The sequence below is a fragment of the Pseudomonas sp. TE31087 genome (genome assembly GCF_057284075.1).
This window is the reverse complement of record NZ_JBXVNN010000001.1, coordinates 1525786-1540855: the sequence shown is the minus strand read 5'-3', so window position 1 is coordinate 1540855 and position 15070 is coordinate 1525786. Positions and strand designations below refer to the sequence as shown.

Here is a 15070-nt window from a genome sequence, read left to right as displayed (position 1 = left end):
CAGCGAATATTGATCGAGTGGTCAGCCCGGCGTGCCCGCAAGCCCCCGCGCTTGACCCTCAATCCGGCCGCCAGGCCACGGATTTCAGGGGTTCCAGGATGTCGTTGGCGCAACAGATCGACCCACCGCAGGCAGACCCGGGCTGGAGCGCCCATCTGCAGTTGCGCTTCGTCCAGCGCGAGGGCGTGACCCGCCTTGGTGCGCGCCGTCATGTCGGACCTCTTTTGGTGCAGCGACCATTCTACCCGGAGGGCGCGCCGTGCCATGTCTATGTGCTGCACCCGCCCGGCGGGATCGTTGCTGGTGACCGCCTGGAGCTGGACATCCACCTGGAGACCGGCAGCCACGCCTTGCTGACCATGCCCGCGCGCCAGCAAGTTCTACCGCAGCATTGGCCCCACCGCGCGCCTGGCCCAGCGCTTTCACCTCGCCGCCGGCAGCACCCTGGAGTGGCTGCCCCAGGACAGCATCTTCTTCAACGGTGCGCGGGCCTGCCTGGACAGCCGCTTCACCCTCGAGCCCGGTGCCCGCCTGCTGGCCTGGGAGACGCTGTGCCTGGGCCGCCCGGTGATGGGCGAGCGCTTCGAACAGGGCGCCCTGGATAGCCGATTGCGCATCGAACTGCCCGGTGAGCCCGGCCTGCACGAGCGCCTGCGCATCCAAGGCGGGCACCTGGACAAACTGGCCGGGCACCCGCTGATCGCCACGTTCTGCGCCGCGCCGGCCGACCAGGCGCTGCTCGACCAGGTGCGCCAGGCCCTCGACGAACTGGCCACGCCCGCCGGCGCGACCCTGCTCGGCCCGCTGCTGGTGATCCGCCTGCTCGACCATGACAACCAACACCTGCAACGTAACCTGCAGCGCCTCTGGCACCTGCTGCGCCCGGCCGTGCTCGGCCTGGCGCCGTGCCCGCCGCGCATCTGGGCCACCTGAAGAGAGCCGCCATGGAGCTGACCCCGCGAGAGAAAGACAAACTGCTGCTGTTCACCGCCGCCTTGCTGGCCGAGCGGCGCCTGGCCCGTGGCCTGAAACTCAACTACCCGGAAGCGGTGGCGCTGATCAGCGCCGCGGTACTCGAAGGCGCCCGCGATGGCCGCACGGTAGCCGAGCTGATGAGCCTGGGGCGCGAGGTGCTGGTGCGCGAACAGGTGATGGCCGGTGTGCCGGAGATGCTGCACGACGTCCAGGTCGAGGCGACCTTTCCCGACGGCACCAAGCTGGTGACCGTGCATGAACCCATCGTTTGAGGAAGCCGGCATGATCCCCGGAGAAGTCCAGGTCGCCGCGGGCGACATCGAGCTCAATCTCGGCCGCCAGACTGTCAGCGTCAGCGTGGCCAACCATGGCGACCGCCCGGTGCAGGTGGGCTCGCACTACCACTTCTATGAAGTCAACGACGCCCTGGTATTCGAGCGCGAGCCGACCCGTGGCTATCGCCTGGACATACCGGCCGGCACCGCGGTGCGCTTCGAACCGGGGCAGGCGCGCACCGTGCAACTGGTGGCCTATGCCGGCAAGCGCGAGGTGTACGGTTTCCAGGGCAAGGTGATGGGCGCGCTGGAGGGCAGGGCATGAGCCGCATTTCCCGCCAGGCCTACGCCGACATGTTCGGTCCCACCGTCGGCGACCGTGTGCGCCTGGCCGATACCGCGCTGTGGGTGGAGGTGGAGAAGGACTTCACGATCTACGGCGAGGAGGTCAAGTTCGGCGGCGGCAAGGTGATCCGCGACGGCATGGGCCAGGGGCAGATGCTCGCGGCGCAGGCCATGGACCTGGTGCTGACCAACGCACTGATCATCGACCACTGGGGCATCGTCAAGGCCGATATCGGTGTCAAGCACGGGCGTATTGCCGCCATCGGCAAAGCCGGCAACCCCGATGTGCAGCCTGGTGTCACGGTGCCTGTAGGGCCGGGTACCGAGGTGATCGCCGCCGAAGGCAAGATCGTCACCGCCGGCGGCATCGACTCGCATATCCACTTCATCTGCCCGCAGCAGGTGGAAGAGGCGCTGACCAGCGGCGTGACCACGTTCATCGGCGGCGGCACCGGCCCCGCCACCGGCACCAACGCCACTACTTGCACCCCCGGCCCCTGGTACCTGGCGCGCATGCTTCAGGCCGCCGACTGCCTGCCGATCAACATCGGCCTGCTGGGCAAGGGTAACGCCTCGCGGCCCGAGGCCCTGCGCGAGCAGATCGCCGCCGGTGCCGTGGGCCTCAAGCTGCACGAAGACTGGGGCTCGACGCCCGCCGCCATCGACTGCTGCCTGGGGGTGGCCGAGGAGATGGACATCCAGGTGGCGATCCACACCGACACCCTCAACGAGTCGGGCTGCATCGAGGATACCCTGGCCGCCATCGGCGAGCGCACCATCCATACCTTCCACACCGAAGGGGCGGGCGGCGGCCACGCGCCGGACATCATCCGCGCGGCGGGGCAGGCCAATGTGCTGCCGTCCTCGACCAACCCGACGCTGCCCTACACCGTGAACACGGTGGACGAGCACCTGGACATGCTCATGGTCTGCCACCACCTGGACCCGAGCATTGCCGAGGACGTGGCCTTCGCCGAGTCGCGCATCCGCCGCGAGACCATCGCCGCCGAGGATATCCTCCACGACATGGGCGCCTTCGCCATGACCTCCTCCGATTCCCAGGCCATGGGCCGGGTCGGTGAGGTGGTGCTGCGCACCTGGCAGGTGGCGCACCAGATGAAGCTGCGCCGCGGCCCGCTGGCGCCGGACGGCGCCTACAGCGACAACTTCCGGGTCAAGCGCTACATCGCCAAGTACACCATCAACCCGGCATTGACCCACGGCATCGCCCACGAAGTCGGTTCGGTGGAGGTGGGCAAGCTGGCCGACCTGGTGCTGTGGGCGCCGGCGTTCTTTGCGGTAAAGCCGGCCCTGGTGCTCAAGGGCGGGATGATCGCCACGGCGCCGATGGGCGATATCAACGGCTCGATCCCGACCCCGCAACCGGTGCACTACCGGCCGATGTTCGGCGCCCTGGGCGCGGCGCGGCATGCCACGCGCATGACCTTCCTGCCCCAGGCCGCCGTGGACCGTGGCCTATCCCATGAACTGAAGCTGCAGAGCCTGATCGGCGTGGCCCATGGCTGCCGGCGGGTGCGCAAGGCCGACATGCTCCACAACACCCTGCAACCGCTGATCGAGGTCGATGCCCAGACCTACCAGGTGCGCGCTGATGGCGAGCTGCTGGTGTGCGAGCCGGCCCACGAGCTGCCGCTGGCGCAGCGCTATTTCCTGTTCTGAAGGAGCGAACATGATTGTCCTTACCCGTCGCATCACCCAGGCCGAGGCCATCACCGGCACCGTCACTCTCAATGTCGACAGCCGCATCAAGAGCCGCCTGCGGGTCACCCTCGACGATGGCCGCGAGGCCGGATTGATGCTTGAGCGCGGCCATCTGCTGCGTGGCGGCGAATTGCTGGGCGACGCCGAAGGCACTCAAGTGATCCAGGTACTGGCCGCGCCGGAGGCGGTGTCCACGGTGCGCTGCACCGACCCGCACCTGCTGGCCCGCGCCGCCTACCACCTGGGCAACCGCCATGTGCCGCTGCAGATCGAGCCGGGCCTGCTGCGCTACCAGCACGACCATGTGCTCGACGACATGCTGCGCGGCCTGGGGCTGGAGGTGGTCGCCGAACAGGCGCCGTTCGAGCCCGAGGCCGGTGCCTACCAGAGCGCACCCCATGGTCATTCCCATGGCCACGCCCATCCGTTCGTACGCCTGCCAGCCCATTCCTGACCTCACCCTGGAGCCCACAATGAAAAAGACTTTCGCCCTGGTACTGCTGATGGTGGCCCTGCCGGCCTTCGCCCACCCCGGCCACGACGCCAACCCGCTGCAGGACGGCCTGCTGCATCCGCTGACCGGGCTCGATCACCTGCTGATGCTGCTCGGCACCGGCGTGCTCGCCGCCCTGACCCGGCGCAACCTGACCCTGCCGCTGGCGACCTTGGCGGCGATGTTCGGCGGCGCGGTGTGCGGCCATCTGTTCGGCGACGTGGTCGGCATGGAGCAGATGATCCTCGGCTCGCTGCTGGTGGCCGCCGCCGCCATGCTGCTGCCGAGCCGCCAGTTGCTGCTGTCGCTGATCATGCCGGTGTTCGCCCTGTTCCACGGCTGGGCCCATGGCGTGGAAGCCACCCCCAGCGCGTTCTGGCAGTTCAGCGCCGGCTTTGTCACGGTCAGCGGCCTGCTGCTGGCGGCGGGCTTCGGCGTCGGCTGCCTGCTGCGCCGCCATGCCGGTCTGCAGAAAGCCTTTGGCGGCGGCCTGCTGGCCGGTGCCGCGCTGGTGCTGGCCGGTTGATGACCAGCGACCTGGCGCTGCTGCGCCTGCTGCAGCTGGCCAGCCCCGGGCTGCCCGTGGGTGGCTTCACCTATTCGCAAGGCCTGGAGTGGGCCGTGGAAGCTGGCTGGGTGAAGGATGCCAAGGGCTTTGCCGCCTGGCAGCGCGAGCAGTTGCAAGACACCCTCGGCCATCTCGATTGGCCGCTGCTGGCGCGCCTCTACCGGGCCTGCCAGGCGGACGATGCCGAGGCCTTCGCCCACTGGAGCCTGTTCCTGCTGGCCAACCGCGAGACCGCCGAGTTGCGCCTCGAGGAGCGCCAGCGCGGCAGCGCCCTGGCGCGCCTGCTCGATGGCTGGCAGCTGGCGCAGGCTCCGGCCTGGCGCGCCAGCCTCGAACTCAGCCAGCTGGGCGGCATGGCCTGGCTCGGCGCACATTGGTCGATCCCGTTGCGCCAGCTCGCCCTGGGCCATGGCTTCGCCTGGCTGGAAGGCGCGGTGATGGCAGGGGTGAAGCTGGTGCCGTTCGGCCAGCAGGCCGCCCAGACCTTGCTGCGCGACCTGGGCGAGGCGCTGCCCGCCGTGCTCGACCATGCCCTGGCCCTCGATGACGACCAGCTCGGCGGCGGCCTGCCGCTGCTGGCCATCGCCTCATCGCGTCACGAAACCCAATACACCCGATTGTTCCGTTCCTGAGGACTGCCTAGATGGAAAACTACCAGCAACCCCTGCGCGTCGGTGTCGGCGGCCCGGTCGGTTCCGGCAAGACCGCGCTGCTCGAGTGCCTGTGCAAGGCCATGCGCGACCACTACCAGATCGCCGTGGTGACCAACGACATCTATACCAAGGAAGACCAGCGCATCCTCACCGAGGCCGGGGCCCTGGCGCCCGAGCGCATCGTCGGCGTCGAGACCGGCGGCTGCCCGCACACCGCGATCCGCGAGGACGCCTCGATGAACCTGGCCGCCGTCGAAGATCTGGCGCGCAGGTTCGGTAACCTCGAAGTGATCTTCGTCGAGAGTGGCGGCGACAACCTCAGCGCCACCTTCAGCCCGGAACTGGCCGACCTGACCATCTACGTGATCGACGTCGCCGAGGGCGAGAAGATCCCGCGCAAGGGCGGGCCGGGGATCACCAAGTCGGACTTCCTGGTGATCAACAAGACCGACCTGGCGCCTTATGTCGGTGCTTCGCTGGAAGTGATGGAGCGTGATACCCGGCGCATGCGCCCGGAGCGGCCGTGGACCTTCAGCAATCTGAAGAAGGGTGAGGGGTTGCAAGCGGTGATCGACTTCATTGTCGAGCGGGGGATGTTGGAGAAGGATAAGTGATGAAATTGGTGCCTAACTCGGCATTTTCGACATATTTCCTACGGTTTAGGCGTTGATTTCCGGGTTATGGATGGGCCTTTGGTGAAAGTCGTTTCCTGCGACAAGGGATATCGTGTGTCGGACTGATGACAGGGCGGAATGAGAAGTTTCACTTGTCGCGGTTAAACCACATTATTTACTGAAGGAAACTGTTATGAAAATGTTCGCATTTGTCGCTCTGTTGGCCACTGCTGGCTTAGCTCAGGCTCAATCGTCCTGGTTGCCGATGCCGATCGAATGCCCAGAGGGTTACTACCCGACGGCAATGGGATCCTGCCAGCCTGATTTCGACTTCGACTAAGTCAAGTCAGCTGTTTCAATGCGATACCCGCGCCGCTGGGCAGTCATGCTCAGCGGCGCTTTTTTTGCTTGCTGGCCTTTCTCCTGAGCGTGGGCTGCCCAACCTCAAAGCGTATTGTTTCAACTCAGCGCCAATGTCAGCACCATTGGCAGCGTCACGGCGGCGATGATGGTCTGCAGGGCGATGATGGTCGCCATCAGCGGCGCGTTACCACCCATCTGTCGGGCCATCACGTAGGATGACGAGGCGGTGGGCAGGGCCTGGAACAGCACGGCCACCACAGCCGCCTGGCCGCCCAGCCCGAGCAGCCGGCACAATGCCCAGGTGGTCACTGGCATGACCAGGAACTTGAACAGTGCCGAGACTACCAAGGGCTTGGCCTGCTGGCCGATCCGCGCGCCACCCAGTGCTGCGCCAACGCAAAGCAGTCCTAAAGGTAACGCCGCCTGGCCCAGGGCTTTGACCGTGGGCTCCAGGCCTGCTGGCAGGCCCACGCCCGTCAATCGCAGCAATAGCCCCCCGGCACAGCCGATGATCAGCGGGTTGGCAAAGATCGCCTGGAGTACCACGGCCGGCGAGCTGTGGCGTGCGCTGAAGCGAGCGAAGACCAGCACACAGAGCAGGTTGACCAGCGGCACGATGGCGGCGTTGGCCACGGCCGCCAGGGCGATGCCGGCCGTGCCGTAGATACCGGCGGCCAGGGTCGCGCCAATGTAGTTGTTGAAGCGCACGCCACCTTGGAATACCGAGGTGAAATCGGCACCGTCATAATTGGCAACGCCCTGGTAGAGCACCAATAACAGGGCGCCAAGCAGCGTCGAGAGCATTAACACGCCCACCATGCCCAGCACCGGCACGCCGTCGAGGTTGGCGGTGGCCAGGCCGTGGAGGAACAGCGACGGCAGCAGCACGTAGTAGCTCAGGCGCTCGGCGCCGGGCCAGAAGGTTTCGGCGAGAAAGCCACGCACTCGCAGCCAGGTACCGAGGGTGATGAGCAGGATGATCGGGACGAGGGTGGTGAGCAGCAGATGAAGCATGGGGGCGGGTCCGTGGTCGGGTACCGTCACAGACTAGCGGAGTGGAGTGAGCAGAAAAAACGGTGTTTTCTTGAGCGACTGTTGAGAAAAACTGCACGAACTGAAAGCCCGCGCTCCATGACCAATGCGTGACTCATTGATTTAATTTTATCCTGTGGGAGCGGCTTTAGCCGCGAACACCGGCGAAGCCGGTGCCATCCACTGCGTCGCTTGCTTCGCGGCTGAAGCCGCTCCCACAGGGTGCGCGCTGACCGCGCAATCATGGTTCGCGGCGCGACACTGTGATCAGGCCTCCAACGCGGTCCTCAACACTGCACTCAAATGCCGGCGCTGACTCTTCTCATGCTCCAGCAGCACCATACGCCGGATCAGCTGCGGTTCGCCGAAGGGCAGCACGGTGGCTGCTGGCAGCCGCTCGAGGTCGTCGTCGCTCATGGGAATCACCGCCACCCCCAGCCCCATGGCCGCCATACGCGCCAAGGCCTCCTGGCTGTCCAGTTCCATCTGCTCGTTCACCTGCAGCCGCTGACGACGCAGCTCCTGCTCGATCTGCCGACCGGCCCAGGCGCGTTTGTCGAAGCGCAGGAACGGCTGCTCGGCGAGCAGCGTCGGCAGGTTCTGGCCGGCCAGTTCCGGGCTGGCGATGGCCCAGAAGCGGTCCTCGAACAGCGGCGTGTACTGAAGACTCTGCGGGTAGGGGCTGACCGGCTCGGTGGTGATCGCCGCGTCCAGCTCCCCATCCTCGACCCGTCGGGCGAGCTCTGCCGACATGCCCGAAACCACACTGACATGCAGTTCGGGGTGGTGCGCCTTGATCCACACCAGCGCCTTGGGCAGGCGCCGGGCAAGCACGGTATGAATTGCGCCGATGCGCAGACGCCCACGCAAGCTTGGGCCGCTGGCCAGGGTGTCTGCCAGCTCGTCGTAGGCGGCCAGGATGCCTTCGGCACGGACCACTGCGAGTTGGCCAGCCTCGGTCAGCATGACCTGGCGGCGGCTGCGGTCGAACAGGGAGACCTGCAGTTCGACCTCCAGGGTCTTGATATGCAGACTCACCGCCGAGGGGGTCAGGCTCAGCAGGTCGGCGGCGCGGGCGAAGGTGCCATGGCGAGCGATGGTGACCAGGGTGCGCAAGGCTTTGAGGGACACGCGGGGCAGGCTCCGGTTCGTGGCTTGGCAGGTTGGGCCGTGCAGGAGGGGGAGGCGGGTACGATACGCGAAAACATGGTTCCACGCTCAAGGCGAGCGTAGGCCTGAGGTCTGATCACGCGAAGGATGCTGGAGGACAAGATTGTGGGAGCACTGATGGGCGAAGTCTTGGCTCAGATGGACCGATTTCATTATCGTACGAGGCGCCCACGGATCAATGTCGGACTGCCGCCGGTCATCATCGGGCTAGCGCTTGGTTCGGTTTGTAAAACAGGAAGTGCGTGGTCTCGGCCGTCTTGCGGTAGGCCTTGGCCCAATCCGGGTTGACGTTGCGGTCGTGAAAATACAGGGCGCCGCCGGTGGGGTCCTTCAACTGCTGGTTGAGGGCCTTGCGGGCAATTTCCTTGGCCACTGCATAGCGTTCCTCTTCTTCCACCTGATCGGGGCGTCCATCGCACCACCAGGAAAACTGGCAGCTCTTGCTCTCTACACCTTGCTTGACCACCGCGCAGATGCTGTCGGGAAAGCCCTCGTGCCCCAGGCGATTGAGCACCACGCTGGCTACCGCACCCATGTCCTGGGCATTGGCACCCTTGGCCTCCCAGTAGATGGTGCGCGCCAGGCAGGTGATGCTGTCATCCATCGGCGACTGGCCCGCCGGGTCGACCGCCTGGACTTCTCCAGGGGTCAGGGTCTCCTGCTTTTTCGGCGGTGGTGCATCCTCGGCCACCTTTTCTTCCAGTACCTGAGCCTTGTCTTCGGCGACCGCGGCTTTCTGGCTGTCAGCGGCGGGGAGGAGGCCTGCGAACAGGGCGAGGGACAGGCCGAACAGCATCCACGGTAGGCGCATGGTCGATATTCCTGAGGGTGGGCTGTCCACAGTCTAGCTGCACGGCTTCAACTCAGCGCCCAGGTCGTCCATAAGCCTGGCTGATGCGGTCGATGACCATCGCCAGGGCGACGATCGCCAGCCCCGCCTCGACGCCCTGGCCGACGTTCAGGGTCTGGATCCCGGCCAGCACGTCTTCGCCCAGCCCGCGGGCGCCGATCATCGACGCCACCACCACCATCGACAATGCCATCATCACCGACTGGTTGAGCCCGGCCATGATGCTCGGCAAGGCCAGCGGCAGGGCGATGCGGCGCAAGCGCTGCCAGCGGCTGGCGCCCAGGCCGTGGGCGGCCTGCAGCAGCGACGGGTCGATCTGCGCCAGGCCCAGATCGGTCAGGCGAACCAGCGGCGGCAGGGCATAGATGAGGGTGGCGAACACCGCTGGCACCTTGCCCAGGCCGAACAGCATCAGCACCGGGATCAGGTAGACGAAGGCCGGCAGCGTCTGCATCACGTCGAGCACCGGCAGGATCAGGCGCCGGGCCAGGGGGCGAGTGGCCAGCAGGATGCCCAGCGGCACGCCGACCAGCACGCACAGGCCGGTGCTCACCAGCACCAGGGCGAGGGTCTGCAGCAGCTTATCCCACAGCCCGAGCATGCCGATCAGCGCCAGCAGCAGCGGCAACACCAACGCCCGTGCCAGGCTGCGGCTGGCGTGCCAGGCCAGCAGCCCGACCAGCAGCAACAGCAGCCACCAGGGCAGTAACCGGAGCAGGTTCTCCAGGCCCACCAGCAGTTGCAGCAGTTGGTCGGAGATGCTGCGCAGGTGATCGCCATAGTGCAGCACCAGCCAGTCGACCAGGCGGTTGACCCAGGCGGCGAAGGAGAATTGCAGAGCTTCGGGGAAACCACCACTCACAGGCCGGCCTCGACCTTGGCGGCGTTTTCGGCGGGCAGCCAGGCCTTCCACACAGTGGGGTTGTCGCGCAGGAAGGCGAGGGCGGCCTCGCGGGGCGGCTGGCGGGTTTCGCTCATGCGTGCCAGGGCCTTGTTCAGGGTGGCGATGGGCAGGTCGACCTTTTCGAACACCGCGACCAGCTCGGGGTGGGCGTCACGGAATGCCTTCGACACGCCGATCGAGAGCTTGGCCGGCAACGAGCGGCTGCCTTTCGGGTTGGGGTTGGCGGCATCGGTGAGGGTGGCCCAGGCGGTGGCATCGAACGCCGGTTCCTCCAGGCGAACCAAGTCGTAGCGGCCCATCAATGGCGTCGGGCTCCAGTAGTAGAACAGTACAGGCTGACCTCGGCGGATCGCCGAGCCGATCTCGGCGTCGAGGGCGGCGCCGGAGCCGCTGCGGAAGTTGTTGTACAGCCCGTCCAGGCCGTAGGCCTTGAGCTTCTGGCTGTTGACGGTCTCGGAGGTCCAGCCGCTGGGGCTATTGAGGAAGCGGCCTTTGCCGGGTACCTCGGGGTCCTTGAACACTTGGGGGTAGTCTTTGAGGTCGTAGACTTTGCGCAGGTCCGGGGCCAAGGGTTTCAGGTAGCGTGCAGGGTCGCCCTTGATCACGTAGGCCGGCACCCACCAGCCTTCCTCGGCGTTCTTCACCGTGTCGCCCAGGGCGAACACCTGGCCGGCCTGTTCGGCCTTGACCCAGGCGGGGCTGCGCCCGGCCCATTCCTCGGCGATCACTTGCAGGTCGTTGCGCGCCAGGGCCACTTCCATGCTGACGGTACTGCCGGGGAGGGTGTCGGTGGTGTAGCCGTACCCGCGTTCGACGATCAGGCGCAGGATCTCTGTGGTCAGGGCACCGCTTTCCCAGCCGATGGCGCCGAAGTGGATGGGGGCGGGTTGGTCCGCAGCAGCGGCAGAATCGGTGCTGGCCAGGCCGAAGGCGAGGAGCAGGCTGGCCAGCAGGGTGGGGACTTTCTTCATCGGGGCCTCGTCGGTTGCCGGTCCTTGGGTTCGGGCAGAAGTGTAGACGACGAGGGTTTTCAGCTATGGCCGATGGGCTGCGGGGTGTCTGGCGATGACCTTGCAGCGCCTATCACATCGAGCGCCGCCCGCGCGGCGCATCGCGGGACGAGCCCGCTCCCACATCTGTTTCGGGCCAGTATCTCCTGTGCCATTACCTGGTCCGCCCTGTTGGTATGACGCGGTTTCAGCGTGGTCGCTATTGCCGTTCCACATGTCACAAGACATGTACCAAGGCGGGCAACCATGGCCTGACAGGTTTGGCACGTTGCAACAGATGTGGGAGCGGGCTCGTCCCGCGATGCGCCGCGCGGGCGGCGCTCGATCTCACAGGCACTGCATCTCTGAAGGCTTAAACGCGGAACTGATCCATCAGCCCCTGCTGCTGGTTGGCCAGGCTGTTGAGCGACTGGCTGACCCGCGCCGATTCGTTGGCCTGGCCGCTCAGCGACTCGGTCACGTCACGGATGGTGGCGACGTTGCTGTTGATCTCCTCGGCCACCGCGCTCTGCTCCTCGGCGGCGCTGGCGATCTGCAGGTTCATGTCGGTGATCACGGTCACCGCCTGGCCGATGCGCTGCAGCGCGGTGACGGCCTGGCCGACCTGCTCGACGCCGCCCTGGGCCTGGCGGTGGCTGCTGTCCATGGCGCCGACCACTTCCTGGGTACCGGCCTGCAGGGCTTCGATCACCTGGCGGGTTTCCTCCACCGACTCCTGGGTGCGGCGGGCCAGGTTGCGCACCTCGTCGGCGACCACGGCGAAGCCACGGCCGGCCTCACCGGCGCGAGCGGCCTCGATGGCGGCGTTGAGCGCCAGCAGGTTGGTCTGCTCGGCGATAGAGCGGATCACCTCGAGCACCGAGCCGATCTTCTCGCTGTTGCGCGCCAGCCCCTCGACCTGGGCCATGGCGCCGCTCATGTCGGCGGCCAGGGTGTCGATGCTGGTGGTGGTGCGGTCGATCACCGCCAGGCCTTCGCGGGTCGCCTGGTCGGCTTCGCGCGCGGCCTGGGCGGCCTGGGCCGCGCTGCGGGCAACGTCCTGGGCAGTGGCGCTCATCTCGTGGGAGGCGGTGGCCACCTGGTCGACCTGGCGGTATTGCTGCTCCATGCCGGCGCTGGTCTCGGCGGCAATCGCCGCGGACTGGTCGGCGGTGCCGCGAGCGGCCTGCACCGAGCGTTTCACCTCGGCAATGGTCGGCTGCAGCTTGTCGAGGAAGCGGTTGAACCAGCCGGCCAGCTCGCCCAGCTCATCCTGCTTGTCGTACTGCAGGCGGCGGGTCAGGTCGCCTTCGCCGCTGGCGATGTCCTTGAGCATGGCGGCCACGCCGAGGATCGGCCGGGTCACGCCGCGGGCCATCAGCCACACCAGCAGCAGGCCGGCGATGGCAGCGGCCAGGCCCAGGCCCAGTTCGAGCAGGGTACCGCTGGTGTTGAGGGCGTCGAGTTCAACCTTGAGGGCCTCGGCCGGACCGGTCAGGGCGCTTTCCGGCACGTCCAGCAGCACGCCCCATGGCTTGCCGCCAGGGATCGGCTCGAAAGCGGCCAGCACTTTCAGGCGTTGCTGGTCGTGAAGGATCTGCAGCTTGCCGTCTGCGAGCTTGCGCACAAGCTCCGCGCCCTGGGTGCGGTCGACCTGGTCGAAGCGCTGGGCCAGCTTGCCGGCGTCGGCGCTGTAGCCGGCCAGCAGGCCCACGGGGCTGAGGATGCCGACGGTGGTCTGGCCGTCGTAGAGGCTGCGGCTGGCGGTCTGGCTCAGGGCCTGCAGGCTGTTGAGGTTGATGTCGATGGACAGGGTGGCGATGACCTTGTCGCCCGCCTTGAGCGGGAACACGATGCTGGTCATCAGCACGCGCTGGCCGTCGATGTCATAGAAGTACGGCTCGACCACGCACACCGTGCCGGTGCTGCGCGGGCACACCCACCAGGTGTTGGCCGGCTGGCCGCTGGGGCCGATCTCGGTGTTGGCCATGTCGTGCTCGGGCAGGGCCATCGAGGTCAGCTGGCCGACCCGCGGCTGCGACCAGTACAGGGCGAAGCGCCCGGTCTCGTTGCTGCCCAGTTCGCTCTGGCCGGCGAACAACTTGTCCTTGCCATCCAGCGCGCCCGGCTCGAACACCAGCGACAGGCCGAGCAGGTCGGGGTTGGCCTGCAACGCGGCACGCACCTGGGCGGTCATGTCCTGGCGCAGGTCGTAGGCGTCGAGGAAGCGTTTCTCGGCCTGTTCGCGCAGGAACAGCACCTGGCGGGCGAAACCGGCGCCGTACTGGTAGGCGTCCATGAACTGGCGGCGGATGTTCAGGGCCTGGACCTCACCCTGGGATTCGATGCGCGACTGGGCCGAGTCGGAGAGCATGCGCATGCTGCTGGCTTTCACCAGGTCCGAACTGTGGTCCATGCGGTACAGCGAAAGGCCGACGAGCAGGGTGACGATGGCCGCCAGGCACAGGCCCGCCAGCAGGGTGATCTTCCATTGGATGGAGAGTTGTCGCAGCAAAGGCATGGGGAAAATCCCTTGTAATAGGTTTGATGCTGCCGACTGTGTCGGCCTGCTCGGATTTTTCTTTATTCAAACGTTCAATTAAACCCTGCGACTTTCGTCTATTCCCTACGCGATGTTGCGGCGCAGACGCTTTTGACTTCTGCCGGCCTGTGCTTCAGAGTGTGCGCCCTTCATAACAACATCCCCTGGTCCGGCCACTGCCTGCGCGCAGTCTGTCGCCGGAATGCCCGCTTTTTGTCTGTCGTAACGAGGTTCGCACACCATGAATGCAGTGATTGCCGCGGTCGGGCTCATGCTGATCCTGAGCCTGTCCCGCGTGCATGTGGTCATCGCCCTGATCATCGGCGCCCTGGCCGGAGGCCTGGTCGGTGGCTTGGGTATCGAGGGTACGCTCAAGGCCTTTAATGGAGGCCTGGGTGGCGGGGCCACGGTGGCCCTGTCCTATGCCTTGCTCGGCGCCTTCGCGGTGGCCATCGCCAAGTCCGGACTGGCCCATGCCCTGGCCGACCGGGCGCTGGCGATGATCGATCGCCAGGGCCATGCCGACGGTGGCAAGGTCAAGTGGCTGCTGGTCGGCCTGATGCTGGTGGTGGCGGTGTCGTCGCAGAACATCCTGCCGATCCACATCGCCTTCATTCCCTTGCTGGTGCCGCCGCTGCTGTACGTGCTGACCCGCCTGCGCATCGACCGCCGGCTGATCGCCTGCGTGATCACCTTCGGCCTGATCACCCCGTACATGTTCCTGCCGGTGGGCTTCGGCAACATCTTCCTCAACGAGATCCTGCTGGCCAATGTCAGCCGCGCCGGAGTGGACGTCAGCGGCGTCAATGTGACCCACGCCATGGCCATCCCGGCGGCGGGCATGCTCGCCGGCCTGTTGCTGGCGGTGTTCTTCAGTTACCGCAAGAAGCGTGACTACGACCTGGAACGCATCGAACAGGTCGAGCAGGTCAGCGTGCAGTACAACCCGGTGACCCTGCTGGTGGCCGGGGTGGCGATCGGCGCCGCGTTCATAATCCAGCTGTGGCTGGATTCGATGATCATCGGTGCGATGGTCGGCTTCCTGATCTTCTCGCTGTCGGGCATCGTGCGCTGGAAGGACACCGACAGCCTGTTCACCGAAGGCATGAAGATGATGGCGATGATCGGCTTCATCATGATCGCCGCCTCCGGCTTTGCCGAAGTGATGAAGGCCACCGGCGAGGTCAAGAGCCTGGTGGAAGCCTCGGCCCAGTGGATCGACCACAGCAAGGGCGTCGGCGCGCTGCTGATGCTGCTGGTGGGGCTGCTGGTGACCATGGGCATCGGCTCGTCGTTCTCCACCGTGCCGATCCTGGCGGCGATCTTCGTGCCGCTGTGCGTGCAGCTGGGCTTCGACCCGCTGGCCACCGTGTGCATCGTCGGTACCGCCGGCGCCCTGGGCGATGCCGGTTCGCCGGCGTCGGACTCGACCCTGGGGCCGACCTCGGGGCTGAACGTGGACGGACAGCACCATCACATCTGGGATACCGTGGTGCCGACGTTCATCCACTACAATCTGCCGCTGCTGGCGTTTGGCTGGTTGGCGGCGATGACGCTCTGATCTGCTGTCACAGC

Annotated in this window: 14 protein-coding genes and 2 pseudogenes; 9 read left to right on the top strand and 7 right to left on the bottom strand. The window is 66.4% G+C overall.

Annotated elements, in window-relative coordinates; all coding sequences use genetic code 11:
* Positions 1–98 precede the first annotated feature (98 nt).
* From ACZ899_RS07025 to ureG, 8 genes and pseudogenes are all read left to right on the top strand, one after another.
* Positions 99–933, top strand: a pseudogene (locus tag ACZ899_RS07025) (urease accessory protein UreD).
* A gap of 11 nt (positions 934–944) precedes the next feature.
* The gene (locus tag ACZ899_RS07020) at positions 945–1247 is read left to right on the top strand and encodes an urease subunit gamma (RefSeq protein WP_038706005.1); all 303 of its coding nucleotides are present in this window, start codon (positions 945–947) and stop codon (positions 1245–1247) included.
* Between the two features lie 10 nt (positions 1248–1257).
* On the top strand, positions 1258–1575 hold the full coding sequence (locus ACZ899_RS07015; protein ID WP_232855380.1) for an urease subunit beta: 318 nt from the start codon (positions 1258–1260) through the stop codon (positions 1573–1575).
* Positions 1572–3275, top strand: coding sequence for an urease subunit alpha (ureC, locus tag ACZ899_RS07010; RefSeq protein ID WP_234561022.1), 1704 nt, complete (start codon positions 1572–1574; stop codon positions 3273–3275). Before ACZ899_RS07015 ends, ureC begins: the two co-directional genes overlap by 4 nt.
* Positions 3276–3285: 10 nt before the next feature.
* Entirely contained in the window at positions 3286–3771 is a 486-nt protein-coding gene (gene ureE / locus ACZ899_RS07005) for an urease accessory protein UreE (RefSeq protein WP_234561021.1), read from the top strand.
* A gap of 19 nt (positions 3772–3790) precedes the next feature.
* A complete protein-coding gene (locus ACZ899_RS07000) occupies positions 3791–4336 on the top strand; it encodes a HupE/UreJ family protein (RefSeq protein WP_234561020.1) in 546 nt (181 codons plus the stop codon).
* The gene (locus tag ACZ899_RS06995) at positions 4336–5010 is read left to right on the top strand and encodes an urease accessory protein UreF (protein ID WP_234561019.1); all 675 of its coding nucleotides are present in this window, start codon (positions 4336–4338) and stop codon (positions 5008–5010) included. The genes ACZ899_RS07000 and ACZ899_RS06995 overlap by 1 nt, the downstream gene beginning before the upstream one ends.
* Before the next feature lie 11 nt (positions 5011–5021).
* On the top strand, positions 5022–5645 hold the full coding sequence (ureG, locus tag ACZ899_RS06990; RefSeq protein WP_203646818.1) for an urease accessory protein UreG: 624 nt from the start codon (positions 5022–5024) through the stop codon (positions 5643–5645).
* Positions 5646–6104: 459 nt separating this feature from the next.
* Here ureG and ACZ899_RS06985 read toward each other — a convergent pair whose 3' ends face one another.
* The 7 genes and pseudogenes from ACZ899_RS06985 to ACZ899_RS06955 all read right to left on the bottom strand — a co-directional run.
* Positions 6105–7022 (bottom strand): AEC family transporter, encoded by a 918-nt coding sequence (locus ACZ899_RS06985; protein ID WP_234561018.1) that lies wholly within the window; start codon positions 7020–7022, stop codon positions 6105–6107.
* Positions 7023–7307: 285 nt separating this feature from the next.
* Positions 7308–8171, bottom strand: coding sequence for a LysR family transcriptional regulator (locus ACZ899_RS06980; RefSeq protein ID WP_203646814.1), 864 nt, complete (start codon positions 8169–8171; stop codon positions 7308–7310).
* Between the two features lie 238 nt (positions 8172–8409).
* Complete coding sequence (locus ACZ899_RS06975; RefSeq protein WP_234561017.1) at positions 8410–9021, bottom strand: cell wall hydrolase; 612 nt, start codon at positions 9019–9021, stop codon at positions 8410–8412.
* A 52-nt stretch (positions 9022–9073) separates the two neighbouring features.
* Positions 9074–9922 (bottom strand): ABC transporter permease, encoded by an 849-nt coding sequence (locus ACZ899_RS06970; RefSeq protein ID WP_198745492.1) that lies wholly within the window; start codon positions 9920–9922, stop codon positions 9074–9076.
* The gene (locus ACZ899_RS06965; protein WP_234561016.1) at positions 9919–10935 is read right to left on the bottom strand and encodes an ABC transporter substrate-binding protein; all 1017 of its coding nucleotides are present in this window, start codon (positions 10933–10935) and stop codon (positions 9919–9921) included. The genes ACZ899_RS06970 and ACZ899_RS06965 overlap by 4 nt, the downstream gene beginning before the upstream one ends.
* A 391-nt stretch (positions 10936–11326) precedes the next feature.
* Positions 11327–12082, bottom strand: a complete 756-nt coding sequence (locus ACZ899_RS06960; protein ID WP_371041468.1) for a methyl-accepting chemotaxis protein — start codon at positions 12080–12082, stop codon at positions 11327–11329.
* A 102-nt stretch (positions 12083–12184) separates the two neighbouring features.
* A pseudogene (locus ACZ899_RS06955) lies at positions 12185–13150 on the bottom strand (methyl-accepting chemotaxis protein); the annotation flags it as partial.
* Between the two features lie 586 nt (positions 13151–13736).
* Here ACZ899_RS06955 and ACZ899_RS06950 point away from each other — a divergent pair.
* Positions 13737–15056 (top strand): Na+/H+ antiporter family protein, encoded by a 1320-nt coding sequence (locus ACZ899_RS06950; RefSeq protein ID WP_198745489.1) that lies wholly within the window; start codon positions 13737–13739, stop codon positions 15054–15056.
* The last annotated feature ends 14 nt before the right edge of the window (positions 15057–15070 follow it).